This window comes from Azobacteroides sp. (SeqCode) (assembly GCF_055395615.1).
In genome coordinates this window covers 536,874-557,154 of sequence record NZ_AP014701.1, presented here as the reverse complement: position 1 = coordinate 557,154, position 20,281 = coordinate 536,874, and the positions used below count along the sequence as shown (strand labels likewise).

Sequence of the window (20,281 nt, the reverse complement as noted above, 5' to 3'; positions counted from 1 at the left end):
ATAGAATATCAACGAAGTTCAAACTAGAAATGGTAAAAGCCAATTATAAATTGGCAAAGACAAAAATTACAGAAGTAATTATAGGAAGTACTTTAGCATATTACTTTTCATAGATTTCACGTATATAGTAAATCTATGAAACAACTTGATATTTTCTAAAGATTTTTAAAAAAATATTTAGAAAATATCTTCTGCACACAATCCAAATACTAAAACAGTTATAATAAGAATACGAACACGATAAATTTTATAAATATCTGCTTTAGATAATTTAAAATTACTACTACAAACAAATAAAACTTCTAAAGAAGTTTTATTTTTGGATCTATTGTCTATCAATTTGAATGAAACAAGTCTAAAAGAAACAAAAATTGTTGTTTCAAAACAAATGATAATTTCTTTTTAAATAAAAATTGTAAAGATAAATTATCTACTTTGATAGGTTATTATCAAATAACCTATTTATTGACATATTTTCTGTGAAAAGATTTTTCAGAATCAATCTGAATTTTACATACTTATATTTTGATTTCATTTATGAGCTCATCTACCAATCCTTTCATAAAGATATTTTGTTAGTTTTTATGTTCTATATAAAATAATAAACTCAAATCAGAACATTCATTTTAAATTGAACAATATTTCAAAAAAAGGAAAAAATCTTCATAAAAATTAAAAATTGGTTGAGTTTCAATCTACGATTCGTAAATTTTTCATTTGTTTTATCATTTCAGTAGGACATTTTTCTTTAAAAATAAAACTACCAGCAACTAATATATTCGCTCCTGCTTTTAACATCATTTTCCCAGTCCTAATGTCTATACCACCATCTACTTCAATAAGAGTTTTCAATTTTTTTTTATTAATTAAACTTTTTAAACGGCTTACTTTATTGCAAGAATTTGAAATAAATTTTTGTCCACCGAACCCTGGATTAACTGACAAAATTAATACTCTATCCAAATTTTCTAAAACATCAGTCAATACCTCTATTGGAGTATGTGGATTTAGTGCTACTCCAGCTCTCATTTTATTTTCTTTGATTTGCATAATTATCCGATGAAGATGGGTACAAACTTCATAATGAACTGTCAATGTTTGTATTCCAAAATCCCTAAATCGTTCAATAAATTTTTGAGGTTCAATAATCATTAGATGGGCATCTAAAGGTTTAGAAGACATTTTGGATAAATACTTAATTTGAGGGAATCCAATAGAAATATTTGGAACAAAAACACCATCCATTATGTCTAAATGCAAACGATCAGCCATGCTATTATTAAGCATTCTTATTTCTTCCTCCAAACGGAGAAAATTTACTGATAACAAGGAAGGAGCAAGAATAAACGACACACCGTATAAAATTTATGGATTAGATGACAATAAATGAAAAAATTAATTAAAAAAAATATTCAAAAAGTGTAAATTGGTCTTTAATAAAAATCATACTCTTTTCTTTTAGTGTTGTATATCAAAAACAGCAAAAACGCATACGTCTTTCGTTAATTCCAAAATTAACGATATCTGCTATTTCTTTAACCCATTAAACCTTGACAACGACAAAGTATAATTATTCCTTTTTAATTAGCAGACAAATAATTATTAACTTTTACAGATGACAGAATTTACTCCTAACTATCTGGTTTTTAATTGTTTTTTTACGAAAATATTTAACAAATCCATTTCAACTAATCTTGAGAAATAATTTGCCATTTTTCTCTGAAGGTAATCATCAATAACAGAACTACGTCTAATGAGCCTAATTCCCAAATTAAACTCACTTTTTCATTACATCATTATCACATTAAGTTTCACAACTACTTTTATAAAAGAGGTTTGAAAAATATTCTATTCCATTTGTTTGTATGCAACAAAAACACACACCTAAGAAAAATACTACTTTTACGTCTGTTCAAGAAAACATTAAAAATCGCTGTCAAAGTATCACCTTCTTTAGGTAAATTTTAACCCTCATTTTATTAAAATAAACCACATCTCCCCTTTTAAAATCATCGTTAACCTGTACATCAAGACTAACAACGTTTTTTTAAAAAAGGACAAGAAGCAAAGTAAAAGGTCTGTAAAGATAGAAAATACAATTAGATCAATTACAATTTTTACACATTTTTTTACCAACAAAGAATAAGTCTAACTAAATTTCTGTCTTTTATAAATTTAAATTATATAAACATTCATCATTCTGTTCGTAACATTCTGTTACGAACAGAATGTTACTCTATTAAAAGTACTCTTTGCAAAAAGAGCTCATCTGTTCTAATTTTCAATAAACTCATTTGAGAAGCACGTTGTTGCGATTCTCTTTTAGAATAACCAATACCTACACCGGCAATATGTCCATTGAGTAAAGTTTGAATTTGAAAAATAATATTCCGATTATTATCAGTAAAATTTTCTAATGTCTGAAATTGCAATAGTATTTTATATTTTTGGCACCATTCAAAAAGTCTAGACTTGAAATTAATTTCTTCTTTTGCTAATATTTCAATATTTATATAAGGATTAATAATTTTGTTTTTAACAAATTTTTTAGTTTTTTGATATCCCTTATCCAAATAAATAGCACCAATAAATGCTTCTAGAGTATTCCCCATTATATGTTTATGATTTCTAGCACTAGCAGAAATTACAATTAAATGATGCAATCCCAACTGATAAGCAATTCTATCTAGAGTCTCTCTTTTTACAATTTTAGAACGAGTATTCGTAAGAAATCCTTCATCATTTGTAGGAAATTTCTTATAAATAATAAAAGCTATTATTGCATTAAAAATTGCATCACCTAAAAACTCTAATCGTTCGTTGTTTTGACAACAACCACTTTTATCTTTTTTTGCAGAAGATTTGTGTAGTAAAGCTTTTTTATAAATAGCAATATCAACAGGGAGGAATCCTAGTATTTTATATAAAACAAAATAAAACCCCTTCGTTTTATATAAAAGTCTTATCAAATTAAAAATATTTTTAAACACTTTTACCTAATAAATTTCTCAACAATAATACAAGCATTATGCCCTCCAAATCCAAAAGTATTAGAAAGCGCCCTTCTAACATTCCGTTTTTCTGCTTTATTAAAAGTGAAGTTTAATTTATAATCAATTTCATCGTCATTATCATCTGAAACATGATTAATTGTTGGGGGAATAATATTGTTTTGAACAGCCAATACACATGCCATTGTTTCAATAGCACCGGTAGCTCCCAACATATGACCAGTCATAGACTTAGTAGAACTAATGTTCAACTTATAAGCCTCATCTCCAAATATTTTTTTGATTGCTTTTACTTCCGAAATATCACCTGCTGGCGTAGAAGTTCCATGAACATTAATGTAATCAATATTTTCCGGAATCAAATTGGCATCCTCCAATGCATTTTTCATTACCAATTGAGCCCCTAAGCCATCCGGATGAGGTGCTGTTAAGTGATAAGCATCTCCAGAAGCCCCTCCACCTATAACTTCAGCATAAATCTTCACGCCTCTATTTAATGCATGTTCCATTTCCTCTAAAACAATACAAACTCCTCCTTCCCCTATTACAAAACCATCACGGCTAGCACTGAACGGCCTTGATGCGGTCTCTGGAGATTCATTTCTCATAGATAAAGCATTCATAGCGTTGAATCCACCTACTCCTGTAGGAGTAATGGAGGCTTCAGCTCCTCCCGATATAATAACTTCTGCTTTTCCTAACCGAATTATGTCAAAAGCAGTTATTAACCCAGTAGTAGACGTAGCACACGCTGAAACAGTACCAAAATTAGGACCTCTAAACCCATAAATCATTGAAATATGACCAGCGGCTATGTCACTTATCATTTTTGGAATAAAAAAAGGACTAATTCTTGGAGCTACGTCTTTGTGTAGATAATAATTAGCCACCTCTTTTTCAAACGTAGATATTCCCCCAATACCTGACGAAAATATAACTCCTACTCTGCTGCAATCTATCAATTTATTATCCAATAAAGAATCCACAACGGCCTCTCTTGCAGCAATTAATGCAAACTGCGCATAACGATCCAATTTTCTTACCGTTTTACGATCAAAATATTTATCAGGATTAAAAAATTTCACTTCACAAGCAAAATGAGTTTTAAATTTAGATGCATCAAACAAAGTAATATTTCCTGATCCACTTATTCCATTTATAAGGGAGTTCCATGTAGTTTGCACATCATTCCCTAACGGGGTTATGGCTCCTAACCCTGTTATTACTACTCTTTTTAATTCCATGAATAAAATATTTGAAATTAAGTTAATTATCTTTTATTTTTACACCTTCCTTCCTAAGCAAAGGAAGGAATTTTTCCTAAAAAAAAAAAATGAATAGAAAACACACTAATATAGTATTAAAATATATATGAAACGAGTTGTTTTATTAGCTTCTGGATCTGGATCCAACGTAGAAAATATTATCCGTTATTTCGCTAACAAAAAAAAAATAGAATTTCCACTCATATTAAGTAATAGGAAAGATGCTTATGTACATAAGCGAGCAGTAACGCTAAATATTCCTTCTTATACAATAAGTAAAACTGATTTTGAAAATAATCAAGTGCTCCGATTATTAAAAGAGTTTAAAATTGATTTCATTATTCTAGCAGGATTTTTATTAAAAATTCCTAAAAACCTTTTAAGAGCTTATCCAAATAGAATTATTAATATTCACCCTTCTTTACTTCCAAAATTTGGAGGAAAAGGAATGTATGGGTTACATATTCATAAAGCGGTTTTAGAAAGTAAAGAAATAGAATCAGGGATTACTATACATTATGTTAATGAAAATTATGATAAAGGGGAAATTATTTTTCAAGCTAAATGTAAAATCTCTCCTACAGATTCCCCAGAAGATATTGCTATGAAGGTACACGCACTGGAATACAAACATTTCCCTACAGTAATAGAACAAACAATAAAAAATATACCATAATTTTTAAGATATTGAATATGTGATTTTTAAGAAAACATTTTTAAATTACAGATGATAAGACATCATTTTTAAATGAAAAAAAATATTTTAATGTTATAAGTTCCGATTTTAAATATACCACCAATTCTCCTTTCTTTGAATCTCTTCATATAAAAAAATAAGATTGATTTTTTGTTAAACTTAGTATATTTATAGTGAATTTGTATTCTTGCTTTAAAAAAACAAATAAAAAATCATTGATTAAAAACAGTATATCATCTACTACCAGTACTATTAGTGTTAATATTAGTCGAAATTTCATTTGTATTCTTACATTTCATTTATATTAACAATTCGTAATATCTATTTTTTACACTTTTAAATCAATTTTATTAATAATTACGTTAATCCCTTATAGAATTGTTATATGTCTTAAACTACTAAAGGAATTAAATACAAAATTAGTAGCTTTTAGTATTATCATGAATGATTTTTTGATGTAACATAATTGTAACATAATTGTAACATAATTGTAACATAATTATATGTTACAATCCATTATATTATCTGTAAGCTTAATAGCTTAACTCGGTAAGTAGTCCAAACTGAAATTATTATAAATTAGCAATTAAAAGTTCTTTCTTCTTTTTATCTAACATATTCTATTCAGTTGGAATTTCAAAGATCGGAAATAATAATATGAAAACAACATGTAGTATATACTTGACTACTGATTTGCTAATCGACTAAAATAATAAAATGTTGTAACCATTATTAAGCTAGTGAAGTTTTAATTTTTTATGTCATCAGAACCTTCAAGCATTTTAACAAGTCAGTCTTAATTATTAATTAAGACTGACTTTCATTTTAGTAATTATAAAATCCTACACTCAATTCTTATCTCAAGAAAAAATCAAAACAAATAACAGTTTTTCACTTCTTTCAAAAAGTATTTATAATATTTGAATTTATTATTTACCGTATGATATGTCCACTGTTTTTCTCTCTATTTTTACTTCAAATGTTTTTAAATCGTTAGTGGGAAATTTTTTAATGAACTTTTAACATGGCCTTTGATTTCCATTCTTTTTCAAAATCATAGTAAAAATTTATTAAAATGTGATGAACTGATTATTGCTGCTCCCACTATATTCTTATGATTTTTTCGTTGATTGTATTGCCTCATACGATTTAGTGTGATAATTCGTTGATATAAAAAAATCTTCTATAAATCATGGAAATTAAAATCAAATTTAAAATGAATAGTTTAAACTATTTTGTAAACTTTTATAGAAAACTGATATAATTATTATTGCTATTTTTTTTGCTTTTTTAAATAGGATACCATCTATATGATATAATAGGGTGAGAGTGACATTAAATTTATAGCTCTTCTTTAATAGGAAGAGAACTCTTTCTCATTAAATATTCTCGTTTGTAAAAGTTAATAAAAATTACCTATTACATATTCTTAAAAGTTATATAAATATTTATACAACTTTTCACTATTCCTCTTATCTTTATGAGTGAAGAAGTTTCAAAAATACGATCAGAAAAACATAAATTTCTTGTATTACCAACGAATAAAAGAGTTAATTTAGAAACACTTTTTTAGATAGTGTTTGTATATGGAAAATAGTATTAATTAACTGCATAACTTTTAAAAATTTTCTTTGAAATAACATGTAACGAAAATAATGAAAATGACTATTTCAAATGATTGATATAAAACCAGAATTAAGATTCTAAAATGATAGAAAATTGTAAATGCACAATAGACAAATTAAACTCCAAGCTTTTTCTCATTTATTAGATATATTAGATGAGTTACGAGTAAAATGTCCTTGGGATAGAGAACAAACTAACGAAAGTCTTCGTACATATACAATAGAAGAAACTTATGAACTTTCTAATGCTCTTATTCAAAATGATATTTTAGAAATAAAAAAAGAACTTGGTGATGTACTTTTATAATCAAATTCAAAATTTTAAACTAAAATTTAAATTTAAAATAATACACTTTAAAAACATAATTAAAGTATTTTTAAGATATTTATGTCAAAAATTGGAGTATTTGTATGCCATTGTGGTGAAAATATTGCTTCTACAGTAGACTGCAAAAAAGTAGCTATGATGGCTATTCAATTACCAGGTGTAGTCTTTAGTACTGATTACAAATATATGTGTTCTGACCCTGGACAAAATAAAATAAAAGAAGCAATCAAGGGACACAATCTTACAGGAGTAGTTGTTTCTTCCTGTTCTCCAAGGATGCATGAGCTAACTTTTCGAAAGGCTTGTTCTGAAGCAGGATTGAATCCTTATTTGTGTGAAATTGTAAATATTCGAGAACACTGTTCATGGGTACATGAAAAAGATGAAAATACAACAAAGAAAGCTTTTCATCTAATACAATCATTAGTAGAAAAAGTAAAAAATAATCACCCACTACAACCTATTAAAATTTCAGTAAATAAAATAGCAATTGTCATTGGTGGAGGAATTGCTGGGATACAAGCATCACTCGATATAGCTAATGGAGGCCATCAAGTAGTTTTGGTAGAGAGATCTCCATCTATAGGTGGACATATGTCACAACTTTCCGAAACATTTCCAACATTAGATTGCTCACAATGTATTCTTACTCCTCGCATGGTTGAGGTCGCTCAACATCCAAACATTACACTCTATACCTATTCTGAAATAGAAAACATAGATGGATTTATCGGAAATTTTAGTGTAAAAATACGTAAAAAAGCTAAAAGTGTAGAAGAGAAAATTTGTACAGGATGCGGACTTTGTTATACCAAATGCCCAACCAAAAAAAATATCAGTGAATTTGAACAAGATTTAGCTTATAGAACAGCTATTTATGTCCCTTTTCAACAAGCTGTCCCTAATAAACCAATTATAGATCGCAACAATTGTAGATTTTTTCAAACAGGGAAATGTAAAATTTGCCAGAAATTTTGTCCTACTGGAGCCATTAACTTTGAACAAAAAGACGAAATTATTGAAATGAAAGCTGGTTCAATTGTATTAGCAACAGGGTTCGAAGTAAAAAAAACTGACTTCTTCCCTGAATATGGATACGGAGAATACAAAGATGTCATTAATGGAATACAATTCGAACGATTAGCTTCCGCATCAGGTCCTACTAAAGGTGAGATTCGTCGTCCATCAGACGGTAAAATCCCAGAGAAAGTGGTTTTTATTGCTTGTGCTGGTTCTAGAGATCCTGCAAAAGGAATTCCTTATTGCTCCAAAATATGCTGTATGTATATAGCCAAGCATGCAATGTTGTATAAACATAAAGTGCACAAAGGTGTCCCCTACATATTTTACATGGATATCCGCTCAGCAGGAAAAAATTATGATGAATTTACAAGGAGGGCTATAGAAAAAGAAGGAGCTAAATACATTCGTGGACGAGTCTCTAATGTTTACGAAAAAAATGGGAAACTGATTGTAAAAGGTGCAGATACATTACTTAGTGGAACTCCTGTAGAAATAGAAGCAGATATGGTAGTGTTAGCTACGGCAGTTATACCATGCGAAGATTCGGAAATTTTAGCTCAAAAACTTCATATTTCTTACGATACATACAAGTTTTTCTCCGAAGCACATCCTAAATTGAAACCTGTGGAAACTAATACTGCCGGAGTGTTCCTAGCAGGAGCATGTCAAGCTCCTAAAGATATTCCTGAATCAGTATCTTCCGCTTCTGGAGCTGCTGCTAAGGTATTATGTTTGTTTTCTAATAATGAGCTAACGCGAGAACCAATAGTAGCTAAAGTTACTAGGACCTCTTCTCCTTTATTTTCAACTTGTATGGGATGTGAACTTTGTATAGAAATATGTCCTTATCATGCAATAGATAAAGAAAAAATAAAAAACCACAATGGAGAAGTAATAAAAAGTATTGCTCGCATCAATCCTGGACTCTGTCAAGGTTGCGGTACATGTGTGGCATTTTGTAAATCCAAATCAATAGATTTGGAAGGATACTCTAATAAACAGATTTACGAAGAAGTATTAGCTATATTGAATGATTATTGATTAAAACTTAATATGAAAAACAACGATTTTGAACCTAAAATAGTAGCATTCGTCTGCAATTGGTGCACTTATGCTGGCGCAGATCTTACAGGAACGAGTCGCATCAAATACTCTTCTAGTGTAAAAATAATCCGTTTTCCTTGTACTGGACGAATCGACTTTATGTTATTACTAAAAGCCTTTTCCAATGGAGCAGATGGAATTATTGTTTCCGGATGTCATCCTAATGATTGCCATTATACATCAGGGAATTTCCATGCGCGTCGACGTTGGATAATTTTTCGAACACTTCTCAACTTCATTGGAATTAATATTCATCGGATAACTTTTACATGGGTTTCTGCCTCTGAAGGTGCTAAATGGGCAGAAGTTGTTAACCAAACAACTAATAAAATTAAAGAATTAGGATCCTACGAATTATAAAATTGCTAACGCAACTTAGAAAAAGTATAGTTTATGAATAAAATAAATAAAATTGCCAACGAATTATTGGAAACAGGAAAAGTGAAAATGATCATTGGTTATACAGAAGGAAGCAAAAATCGAATTCAGCCCCTTTTTGCCAGAAATAAAAAAGAATGCGAAAAGTTAATATTCGATGAGCGTTGTGTACAAAATTTGGCTATTTATCTTCACAAAAAAGAGATATCCCTACGAGGACAACGAGCCATAGTAGCTAACATTTACACTTTGAAGGGGATTATTCGATTAGTTGCAGAAAAACAGATCAAAGAAGATGATTTGATAACGATTATAGCTTCTGATAAAGGAACCCCCTTTAAAATTCATACTATCGAAGAAATAGAAAACTATCTGTCTAATCAAACTTTTTATTTAAATGAATCAGACAAAATATTATTAAATAAACTAAATACAATGACTACATCGGAACGTCGGATTTTCTGGCAAAATGAAATGGAAAATTGTATTCGATGTTATGCTTGCCGTCAGGCATGTCCACTTTGTTACTGCTCACAATGTGCGGTAGAAATAAATCAACCCCAATGGATTTCACCAATTACTAACAGAATTAGTAACACGGAATGGCATATCATGAGAGCTATGCATCTTGCAGGACGCTGTATAGAATGTGGACAATGTGGAAAGGTCTGTCCTGAAAATATTCCTATCCATCTTTTACCGATACGATTAGCAGAGGAAATAAAATCCTTATTTAACTCCACTACTGGAATGAGTAAAAATGAAAATTGTGAAATGTCTACATATAAATATGAGGATGCAGAAAATTTTATTGAATAATATAATATGAGAACTAAACTGCTACGAAAAGAGTCTCATTTCAAATGGATTGAACGACTTTTAGACAATCAAAATCAAGAAGTATATGGAGTTGTTTCTCATGAAAAACGAATATCCTACAAACGTATCAAGTCGCCTAAAGAGTTAGCAGAAGATTTTATTGTCCCAGATATGTCAGCAAAATCATTTGTTTTCCCTCCTGTAGAAAATTTATTTTCCTTTATTAAAGAAAAGGATGAGATAAATATTGAAAATATTTATTTGGACTCTATTCCAAATAAAATAATAATAGGCGTTCGTCCTTGTGATGCTTTAGGTATTAAAAAGTTAGAAAGGGTCTTCAGGTGGTCACCTGAAGACCCTTTCTTTAAAAAAAGAGAAAAAAAAACAACTATTGTTACTTATGCTTGTAACAGAACTGACGACTACTGTTTTTGCACTTCCATAGGTGGAAGCCCTGGCACTACACAAGGTAGTGATATCTTATTTACCAAAGTAGATACGGGGGATTATATTGTAGAAATAATAACAACTAAAGGAGAATCTGCAGTGTCTGTTACTCCAGAATTATTTGAAGAAATAACAATAGATTTTCAAAAAGAAAAATATTTAGTCAATGTTCCTATTAAATTTAATGCTGCTCATTTAGAGGAGAGAATTAATGAATTATTTGATACTGCTATATTCGATGAGTATGCTATGCGATGTATAGGTTGCAATATTTGTGCATTTGTTTGTCCAGTCTGTGCCTGCTTTGATATTCAGGACGAATATAGGGGAAATAAAGGACATCGCAAACGATGTTGGGATAGTTGCGGAAATAAATTATTCACGCTCCATACTTCAGGACATAACCCTCGTTGGAAACAAGGGATGCGCTGGAGACAACGACTAATGCATAAATTTTCGTATATGCCGAAACGAATTCAAGTAAAAGGTTGTGTAGGATGTGGGCGTTGTTCAAGATATTGTCCAGTAGATATGAACATAAGCGAACAATTAAAAAACATTGTCAGCTAAGTTATTTCAACTTAAAAATTAAAATTTTATATTTTTTTGAAAATTTCCCTTTTTCATTAATGAAAAAGAACTATGAAATCTCAATATAAGTTTCCAATAATTCACTACTTTCTTTAAAGACCAAATTTACTGATTCACTATTATTTGCTGGAATTAACACTGTTTCACCTTTTTTTAACTCAATAGTATTACAAAAATTGTCAGAAAAATGAATTTCACCTCGTAAACAAATATAAATAGCAAATCTATCCTTATGCTTTCTGCAAATTTGATCATTTTTTTTATTTTCTAACCTGTTGATAGTAAAATAGGAACATTGTATTAAACTAGTAGTATTATTTTTATTTGACAAACAATTCAGTAAATAACTACAATATACCTTGTAATTAATAACGTCTTTGGCTATTTCAATATGAAGTGAACGAAGATTCCCGTTAATATCTCTTCTATCGTAGTCACAAATACGATAAGTAGTATTGGAAGTTTGATGAATTTCCACAATGAAACAACCTGCACCAATGGCATGCACACAACCAGCTGGTACAAAAAAAACATCTCCTGACCTTACTAAATATTTTTGTAAATAATTAATAAATGTATTATCCTTCAAGCTTTTTATATACTTTTTTGCATTCATTTCTTTTCTAAATCCAGAGTATAAAAAAGCATTTTTTGTTGCTTTTACTACATACCACATTTCAGTTTTTCCAAAAGAATCACCTCTTATTTTAGCAAATTCATCATTTGGATGTACTTGAATAGAAAGAGACTGTTTAGCGTCTATAAATTTAATTAAAAGAGGGAAAATGGTTCCACGTCCAAAAATGGATTTTCCTAACAGTTTCTCTCCATACATTGCAATCAATCCATTCAAAGAATTCCCCTTCAGTAGCCCATTACTCACTATGGAAACGTTTTTTTCAATACCTGATATTTCCCAACTCTCACCAATCAAATCAGTTACAGGAGAAATATTTTTAAATTTACAAATATTCCTCCCACCCCAAGTTGCATACCTCAAAATAGGTGTAAACTTTAACGGATAAAGCATAATATTCTGATATTCCCCCTAATTACTAAAAACAAGCAAACAATAAAGTACATAACTTCCTGCGTTTACTCATTTTAAATATTACTTTCTAATTTTTAATTAATGTCTTTTTATTGCTTTGTATCCGTAAACTGCTTTATATCCCAGTTCCTCTTCTATGCGGAGTAATTGATTATATTTTGCCATACGGTCAGAACGACTTAATGAACCTGTTTTAATTTGTCCAGAATTAGTTGCTACAGCAATATCAGCTATTATAGCATCCTCTGTTTCGCCAGAACGATGAGAAGTTACCGAAGTGTAACCTGCACGGTGAGCCATTTCAATAGCATCCAACGTTTCAGTCAATGAACCAATTTGATTAACTTTAATAAGAATAGAATTAGCACATCCTAGTTCAATCCCTCTTTTCAAAAAATCTACATTAGTAACAAACAAATCATCTCCCACCAATTGAACTACATCTCCAATTTTTTCAGTAAGTAATTTCCAACCATCCCAATCATTTTCACTCATACCATCTTCGATAGAATCAATTGGATATTTACTAATTAAACTAGCTAAATACTCAACCTGCTGAATAGAAGTCCTTTTAGGACCTGTAATACCTTCAAACTTAGTATAATCATAAATACCATTTTTATAAAATTCGGAAGCAGCACAATCCAATCCAATAGTTACCTCTTTACCTACTTTATATCCCGCATTATTAATTGCTTGAATAATAGATTCTAAAGCATCCTCCGTTCCTTTCAAGTTTGGAGCAAACCCCCCTTCGTCACCTACTGCAGTACTTAATCCTCTATCATGTAACACTTTTTTCAAAGTATGAAATATCTCTGCCCCCATACGTACCCCATCCTTAAAAGAAGGAGCTCCTACAGGGCGAATCATGAATTCCTGAAATGCAATAGGAGCATCAGAATGGCTTCCACCGTTAATGATATTCATCATTGGAACAGGTAAAGTATATGTATTTACTCCCCCAATATATCTATATAATGGTATCTGTAAGTATTCAGAAGCAGCACGAGCTACAGCTAAAGAAACTCCCAAAATAGCATTAGCTCCTAATTTTGATTTTGTAGATGTGCCATCTAATACCTGCATGGTTTTATCTATCCCTCGTTGGTCAAAAATATTGTGACCTAGTAAAGCAGGAGCAATATTTTTATTAATATTATCTACTGCTTTCAGAACACCTTTACCAAAATAACGTTGCTTATCTCCGTCTCGTAACTCTAGAGCTTCATTCTTACCTGTAGAAGCTCCTGAAGGAACAGTTGAACGACCAATAGAACCAGATTCCAGATGTACATCTACTTCTACTGTAGGATTCCCTCTAGAATCCAAAATCTCCCTACCAACAATTTTTACAATTTTCATAAACTCTGTATTATTATTAAAAGTTTAAAATATTTTTACTTATTTCAATAAGGCAAAAAACCCCTCCTATCTATTTAGATAATAAATTGAGTATTTTCGAGTTCCAATTTCACGTTTTCTAAATAAGCAATAGCAACCTTTTAGAGTCATTTATCTGTAAACCACCTACCCCCTATCATACCTCGCGCCCATTCATGAAATTTAAGAACATAAAAGTACTTTAATATTTTAAACAACAGTAACTTCAACCATTATCGAAAGAATAATTCTTATACAACCTTTACGAACCAACAATAAGCACAAGAAATTAAAAAAATAAAATTAATAAAATTTTCCCATAGTTAATCAGCTACTTTTCTAAAAACCAATTCTTTACCTCTCTTCTTAGTACCATGACTTTGAAAATATTCTTTCAATACATCAGTACTTATATTTTTAAGTATTCCAATAGGTCATCTTTATATACCTACTCTTTTTACAAAATTACCAATACCATCTACTATGTAAATACATAATATATAATTCAGTTCTCTTGCCATATAAATATATGGCTACTATTGCATTCAATAGCTTCTTTTCGATAAAATTAATTTCCACTTTCTTTTTATTTTCAAGTCATACTACATTTTTTGTACTAGTATCAAAAAATATGTCGAAAATTAATAATACGAACATCAGTGGCATTTTTCATAATTGTAATTTTTGATAAAATTATTTATTAAACTTCAATTTTATAAGTGTCGAAAAGCATTCCTTGTTTTTCAGAAACAGAACGTCCTAAATGAGCATAAGCCAATTGAGTAACTTCTCTCCCACGAGAAGTACGTTTAATAAATCCCTCCTTGACCAAAAAGGGCTCATAAACTTCCTCAATAGTTTCAGGATCTTCACCTAAAGCAACTGAAATAGTAGCCAATCCTACTGGTCCACCATTAAACTTATCAATAATAGTCAACAAAATTTTATTATCAATCTCATCCAATCCGTATTTATCAATATTTAAAGCCTCCAAAGCGAAACACGTAATAGACTTTTCAATTTTTCCACTACCTCTAACCTGTGCAAAATCACGAACACGCCTTAATAAGGCGTTACAGACTCTTGGAGTTCCTCTACTCCTAGAAGCAATTTCAAAAGCAGCATTATCATCACAAAGGATATTTAAAATGGATGCAGAACGCTTAACAATAGAAACAAGTGCCTTGACATCGTAATATTCTAAATGCAAATTAATACCAAAACGTGCTCGCAATGGAGAAGTCAACAACCCACTTCGAGTAGTTGCTCCTACCAAAGTAAAAGGCTCAATTTCAATCTGAATAGAACGGGCATTGACCCCTTTATCTATCATAATATCTATTCGATAATCTTCCATCGCAGAATACAAATATTCTTCTATCATCGGACTCAAACGATGAATTTCGTCAATAAAAAGAACATCATTTTTTTCAAGAGAAGTGAGTATTCCAGCTAAGTCTCCCGGTTTATCCAATACAGGGCCGGAAGTAACTCTAAATCCTACATTTAATTCATTAGCAATAATATTAGACAAAGTAGTTTTCCCCAATCCAGGAGGGCTATACAACAAAACATGGTCAAGAGCTTCCCTACGTAAGCGAGCAGCTTGAACAAATATTTTCAAATTCTCAACGATTTTATCCTGTCCACCAAAATTTTTGAAAAACAAAGGACGCAAAACACTTTCAAATTCTCTTTCTTTTTCAGTAAATTGATCGGAATGTATGTTGTAATTATCCATTTTCAGCGGAAAAGATTATAAAGTTAACATTTTCTCTAAAATTTAAAATATACTTTGAATTCAATTTTTTTGCTTTAATTTTTTATCTTTTAATACTACTTCTAAAAAAACATCCTTTTCACTTGCTTCATCATTCAATCTCTTATTGTATAATTTTTCATTTTTAGATATCCATCCAAAATTGTTATCAATCTCTAACCCTGAGCTATTATCTTCTAAAGCTCTAACATTCTAATTCATACTAAGTCATAAATACACCCAATTAACATAGAGTAATAGACTATTAAGAAATTTTCATATAAAACTTTATTCGTTTATCTCACCGTTTATCTCACACAAGAGCATACAAACAATTTTCCATTAGGAATTTCAATAGATTTAAATTCTAGTGTTTCACTAAATAAGTTCTGAATTCTAACTATTCAAAATTGTTGATATAATGACAATTTATTATATCAACTGCAATATCAAGTATTGTTTGCAATAATTTTACAACATCTTTTTTGAAAAAAAATCCCCAACTTAATTGTTTTTCTATATAAAATCTTTAGTTTATATTCGATGTATTAGGTATACATACCTAAAATTTTCCGCATTAAACTTTAAAATTACCACATACTTAAAGTTTTCATGAAGATTAATTTGTAATTACAGTAGGTTGAATATTAAAACTACTCTAATTTAGAATAGATATTGTGACATGCAAGTATATTTTAATACTTGGTGAACATTATTCTTATTTACCTCAGTAGCTTTTAATTTTATTAGTATAACATTTAGAAATAATAATACTAATTTTCCATGTACGACTTTGAAAAGGTCATTATCAACCAATTTCAATTAATGTTAGTAAGTTTTAAGCCAAGAAAATAATTCATGTTTAGTTCTAATATTTTAACAATAGTAAAAATAAATTCAAAAGAGTTAAATACTTGAAGTATTATTTTTATTTCTTATTGGTTTAATTATTATAATCGCTCTGACTATCAGAGATAGTTATCATCGTATTTCCGCTTTTTAGTTTTCTATCAAATTTCTAATAAATTAATCTAGGAGAACATAATTTTCTGATACCATCTAATACTTTTCAATGTTAAGAACATTTTTTGGATAGATAGTATCTATAAATTCTATCTAATTTCTACAATTTCATCAACTCACCTTAAAAAACTGACTACCAAAACTTTTATCAATATTTGACAGTCACGCATAGCACTTTAGTCCTCATTAAAGTTAAAAAAAATAGCTTTTCAATTTTATCTCATAAAAAGGATACTTTAAGCGAATACCAAATGTATTTACATACACTATATCTTTTCAACAAAAAAGTAAGATTTTAGTAAAGCAAAATTATGACTAATATACGTTTTAATCACTTGTTAAGTAAGTGATATTTTTATAATTATTTTACTTTCTCTTTAGTTATGTTTTTCAAAATTCTACTCTTAAGTTTTAAATCCCTACTTTTGCATTTCATTAATGTGACAAAAACATCGAACTTACCCTCCATCTTACACATACATCTATTATTGCTAAATTCTCTTTTCTAAAAAGAATTCATTCCCATGCTAAAGCGCTCGCTCCCAATATAGCAGCTTCCGCTCCTTTAAGTTGAGAGAGAAGTATTTGAGTTTTACCTGCAAAAACTTTCATTACATTACTGTCAATTGCCTTTTGTAATGGTTTCAATAAATAATTACTTGCATGAGATAATCCACCAAACAATATTATGGCTTGAGGACTAGAAAAAGTAATAAAATCACAAAAAGCTTCTCCCAAAATTCTTCCTGTAAAATTAAAAACTTCAATGGCTAATTCATCCTTTTTTTCTGCTGCCTCAAACACATCTCTAGAGGTAATGGGACGATAAGCAACCTCTCTTAATAGAGAAGGCATACTAGGATATAATTCTAAATACTCTCGTGCAGTTTTCGCCACACCTGTAGCTGAAGTATAGGCTTCCAAACAACCATTTCGGCCACATCCACAAGAACGACCATTATATTTAACAACTGTTACATGTCCTAATTCTCCAGCCATCCCATCGTGACCAATGACCAAATTCCCATTAGCAACAATACCACTACCTACACCTGTACCTAAAGTAATCATAATAAAATCCTTCATCCCCTTAGCTGCTCCATAAACCATCTCGCCCAATGCTGCAGCATTAGCATCATTAGTTAATCTACACGGTAAATCAATTTCTTCAGTAATCATCTTTGCCAAAGGAACGATAATTCCATTTGCCCATGGAATATTAACAGCATTTTCAATAGCACCTGCATGCATATTACCATTTGGTGCGCCAATACCGATACCTTTGATATCACCATTCAAATTATTTCTAGCTATCAATCCCTTAATAGCAATACTCAAAACCTTAGCATACTCTTCTCCCGTAGAATAGTTTCCTGTAGAAATATTATCCTGAAATAGAATATTTCCCCGTGCATCGACTATCCCAAAAGCCGTGTTAGTAGCTCCCATATCCACACCAACTACATAAAGCGCACTCATAGTACTTATCATTTTAGGTTAAACTTTGTTATTAACACTGTCCAAAAACAATACTCCCATATTAGAAAATTTCCAAAAACTTTTATTCTTACAAGCCACACGTATTTTTGTTTTTATAAAAATACGTCTATTTTTAGCAAATATCAATTTAAAATCTTCTATTGAAGTATTAAAATATCCCAACTTATTTATTTTAAAATGAGGATATTCCTCACAATCTTTTAGGATTCAGACATGACACTAGCCTTTATTGCCTGAATAACAGCATTAGAAAAACCTTTTGATTCCAATTGATTTAATCCTTTAATAGTGAGTCCTCCAGGAGTAGTTACTTTGTCTATTTCTATTTCGGGAGGCTGTTTATTTTCATCCAATAAAACAGCTGCTCCAAGCATCGTTTTTACTGCCAATTCTTGTGCTTCCATTGGATAAAAACCCAATTCAACTCCAGCAGAAATGACCGCACGAATGTATTTAAAACAATAAGCAATACCACAAGAAGTTATAGCCAATCCAGCTAATATTTTTTTTTCATCTAATAAAATAGTATTCCCTAGTTTATTAAATATCCCTAGTACTAACCCTTCTTGTTTAGCAGAAGCATTATAAGAAGTTATCAACGTCATACTATTTTTTACAGCAATTGCGATATTAGGTATTACTCGAAAAACAGCTGGCAAATCTTCTCCCTTAGATTTCTTCAATACCTGATTAATATCTACTACATTTACACTCGCAGCTATGGAAACTAAAATTTGTTGAGAATAATTCATTTTTTCTTTAATGTCTTCTATTACCTTATTAACCAACCATGGTTTGACTGCCAAGAGAACAATATCTGCTTCTCTCACACTATCATAATTTGCCAATGACACACAAATAGATGAATCGAATTTTTGCAAAGCATTTAATGACGCTACAGAGATATCAATAACGGTAATGTTTTTAGCTAAAAAAGACCCCCCTTGAATCAACCCACGCACTATAGCACTACCCATATTTCCACCTCCAATAACAGTAATTTTCATGGTATATTATTTAAATAAATTTATCCTAATAAAATCTGATAGAAACGATTCAAAAAATCATCAGCTAATTCTTTACTTAAACACAAAGGGGGTAACAAACGAAAAATATGTGTTCCAGTAGCACCTGTAAATACCTTTTGTTCGAATAATAATTTATCTCGTAAATAGTTAATAGGCTTTTTTAATTCAATCCCAATCATCAATCCTAAGCCTCGAATTTCCTTTATTTTAGGCATTTTTTTTAGCTTATTCATTAGATATTTACCTATGCTATCTGCATTCATTACTAAATTTTCTTTCTCAATTGCATCTAAAACCGCAATACCTGCCGTACAAGCTAAATGGTTCCCTCCAAAAGTAGTACCTAATTGTCCACTAACAGAAGCAAATTTCGGAGCAATCAGTACGCCAGAAATAGGGAATCCATTCCCCATCCCCTTAGCAATAGTAATCAAATCAGGCCGAATATTTGCATACTGATGTGCAAAAAAAAGTCCAGAACGACCAAACCCAGACTGTATTTCATCTACTATCAAGATTGTATCAGTTTGATTGCAAATAGTCCACAAGTCTTGAAAAAATTTAATATCGGGTACTATTATTCCACCGACACCTTGAATCCCTTCCACAATTACAGAAGAGACATCACCCCGCTCCAATTCTCTCTGAACATTATCTATATTTCCTAAAGACAAAAATTTAACTTTAGGAAATTCGTTAATAGACGATCTATATCGAGATATATCTGTTACCCTAACAGCCGCAGAAGTACGACCGTGAAAAGCTTTTTTAAAAGCAATAATTTTTTTCCTTTTATTATAAAAAGCAGCTAATTTTAAAGCATTCTCATTAGCCTCAGCTCCAGAATTAACCATAAACAACGAATAATCTGGATATCCTGAAATATTTCCTAATTTTTCGGCATATTCATTTTGCAATGAAACAATTACTGAATTGGAATAAAATCCTATCTTATTAATCTGTTGCTTGATCTTTTTCACATACTCCGGATGTGAATGGCCAATAGAAATAACAGCATGCCCACCATAAAAATCTAAATATTCAACTCCTTCTTTATCGTAAATTTTACATCCTTGAGCTTTAACGGGTTCAACATTCCAGCGAGGATAAACATCTAACAATTTCATGACTACTAATTGAAAAAAATATCTTTTCTCTTCAAAGGACGAAATTACAAAAACTATTCTTGTCTTTCGATATGTAAATATAAAAAACTTACTACTCCTCATTCCAACAATTTGTTAAC

At 30.3% G+C, this 20,281-nt stretch carries 15 protein-coding genes and 1 pseudogene; 6 read left to right on the top strand and 10 right to left on the bottom strand.

Annotation, left to right across the window (positions count from 1 at the left end; genetic code table 11):
• Positions 1-177: 177 nt before the first annotated feature.
• From ACZ5QM_RS02285 to fabF, 4 genes are all read right to left on the bottom strand, one after another.
• On the bottom strand, positions 178-339 hold the full coding sequence (locus ACZ5QM_RS02285) for a hypothetical protein (RefSeq protein WP_464182377.1): 162 nt from the start codon (positions 337-339) through the stop codon (positions 178-180).
• 351 nt (positions 340-690) lie between these two features.
• Positions 691-1,353, bottom strand: coding sequence for a ribulose-phosphate 3-epimerase (rpe, locus tag ACZ5QM_RS02280; protein WP_464182376.1), 663 nt, complete (start codon positions 1,351-1,353; stop codon positions 691-693).
• An 878-nt stretch (positions 1,354-2,231) separates the two neighbouring features.
• Positions 2,232-2,969 (bottom strand): ribonuclease III, encoded by a 738-nt coding sequence (gene rnc / locus ACZ5QM_RS02275; RefSeq protein WP_464182375.1) that lies wholly within the window; start codon positions 2,967-2,969, stop codon positions 2,232-2,234.
• Between the two features lie 23 nt (positions 2,970-2,992).
• A complete protein-coding gene (gene fabF / locus ACZ5QM_RS02270; protein WP_464182373.1) occupies positions 2,993-4,255 on the bottom strand; it encodes a beta-ketoacyl-ACP synthase II in 1,263 nt (420 codons plus the stop codon).
• A gap of 127 nt (positions 4,256-4,382) precedes the next feature.
• Here fabF and purN point away from each other — a divergent pair, with 127 nt between their 5' ends.
• From purN to ACZ5QM_RS02240, 6 genes and pseudogenes are all read left to right on the top strand, one after another.
• Positions 4,383-4,952: a phosphoribosylglycinamide formyltransferase gene (purN, locus tag ACZ5QM_RS02265; RefSeq protein WP_464182372.1), complete on the top strand. Its 570-nt coding sequence runs from the start codon at positions 4,383-4,385 to the stop codon at positions 4,950-4,952.
• 1,746 nt (positions 4,953-6,698) lie between these two features.
• A pseudogene (locus ACZ5QM_RS02260) lies at positions 6,699-6,902 on the top strand (MazG nucleotide pyrophosphohydrolase domain-containing protein); the annotation flags it as partial.
• An 84-nt stretch (positions 6,903-6,986) separates the two neighbouring features.
• Positions 6,987-8,990 (top strand): 4Fe-4S binding protein, encoded by a 2,004-nt coding sequence (locus ACZ5QM_RS02255; protein ID WP_464182371.1) that lies wholly within the window; start codon positions 6,987-6,989, stop codon positions 8,988-8,990.
• A 12-nt stretch (positions 8,991-9,002) separates the two neighbouring features.
• Positions 9,003-9,413 (top strand): hydrogenase iron-sulfur subunit, encoded by a 411-nt coding sequence (locus tag ACZ5QM_RS02250; RefSeq protein WP_464182370.1) that lies wholly within the window; start codon positions 9,003-9,005, stop codon positions 9,411-9,413.
• Between the two features lie 33 nt (positions 9,414-9,446).
• Positions 9,447-10,250 (top strand): 4Fe-4S dicluster domain-containing protein, encoded by an 804-nt coding sequence (locus ACZ5QM_RS02245; protein WP_464182369.1) that lies wholly within the window; start codon positions 9,447-9,449, stop codon positions 10,248-10,250.
• A gap of 6 nt (positions 10,251-10,256) precedes the next feature.
• A complete protein-coding gene (locus ACZ5QM_RS02240; protein WP_464182368.1) occupies positions 10,257-11,270 on the top strand; it encodes a 4Fe-4S dicluster domain-containing protein in 1,014 nt (337 codons plus the stop codon).
• Between the two features lie 70 nt (positions 11,271-11,340).
• On the opposite strand, the gene ACZ5QM_RS02235 is transcribed toward ACZ5QM_RS02240, so the two are convergent.
• From ACZ5QM_RS02235 to ACZ5QM_RS02210, 6 genes are all read right to left on the bottom strand, one after another.
• Positions 11,341-12,321, bottom strand: a complete 981-nt coding sequence (locus ACZ5QM_RS02235) for a type I phosphomannose isomerase catalytic subunit (RefSeq protein WP_464182367.1) — start codon at positions 12,319-12,321, stop codon at positions 11,341-11,343.
• A 99-nt stretch (positions 12,322-12,420) separates the two neighbouring features.
• Positions 12,421-13,707 carry a phosphopyruvate hydratase gene (eno, locus tag ACZ5QM_RS02230; protein WP_464202991.1) on the bottom strand — a complete coding sequence of 429 codons (1,287 nt, stop codon included), beginning with the start codon at positions 13,705-13,707 and terminating at the stop codon, positions 12,421-12,423.
• Between the two features lie 718 nt (positions 13,708-14,425).
• On the bottom strand, positions 14,426-15,466 hold the full coding sequence (gene ruvB, locus ACZ5QM_RS02225; protein WP_464182365.1) for a Holliday junction branch migration DNA helicase RuvB: 1,041 nt from the start codon (positions 15,464-15,466) through the stop codon (positions 14,426-14,428).
• Between the two features lie 1,557 nt (positions 15,467-17,023).
• On the bottom strand, positions 17,024-17,998 hold the full coding sequence (locus tag ACZ5QM_RS02220; RefSeq protein WP_464182364.1) for an ROK family protein: 975 nt from the start codon (positions 17,996-17,998) through the stop codon (positions 17,024-17,026).
• 209 nt (positions 17,999-18,207) lie between these two features.
• The gene (proC, locus tag ACZ5QM_RS02215) at positions 18,208-19,014 is read right to left on the bottom strand and encodes a pyrroline-5-carboxylate reductase (protein WP_464182362.1); all 807 of its coding nucleotides are present in this window, start codon (positions 19,012-19,014) and stop codon (positions 18,208-18,210) included.
• A 20-nt stretch (positions 19,015-19,034) separates the two neighbouring features.
• Positions 19,035-20,162: an aspartate aminotransferase family protein gene (locus ACZ5QM_RS02210; RefSeq protein WP_464182361.1), complete on the bottom strand. Its 1,128-nt coding sequence runs from the start codon at positions 20,160-20,162 to the stop codon at positions 19,035-19,037.
• Between the last annotated feature and the right edge of the window lie 119 nt (positions 20,163-20,281).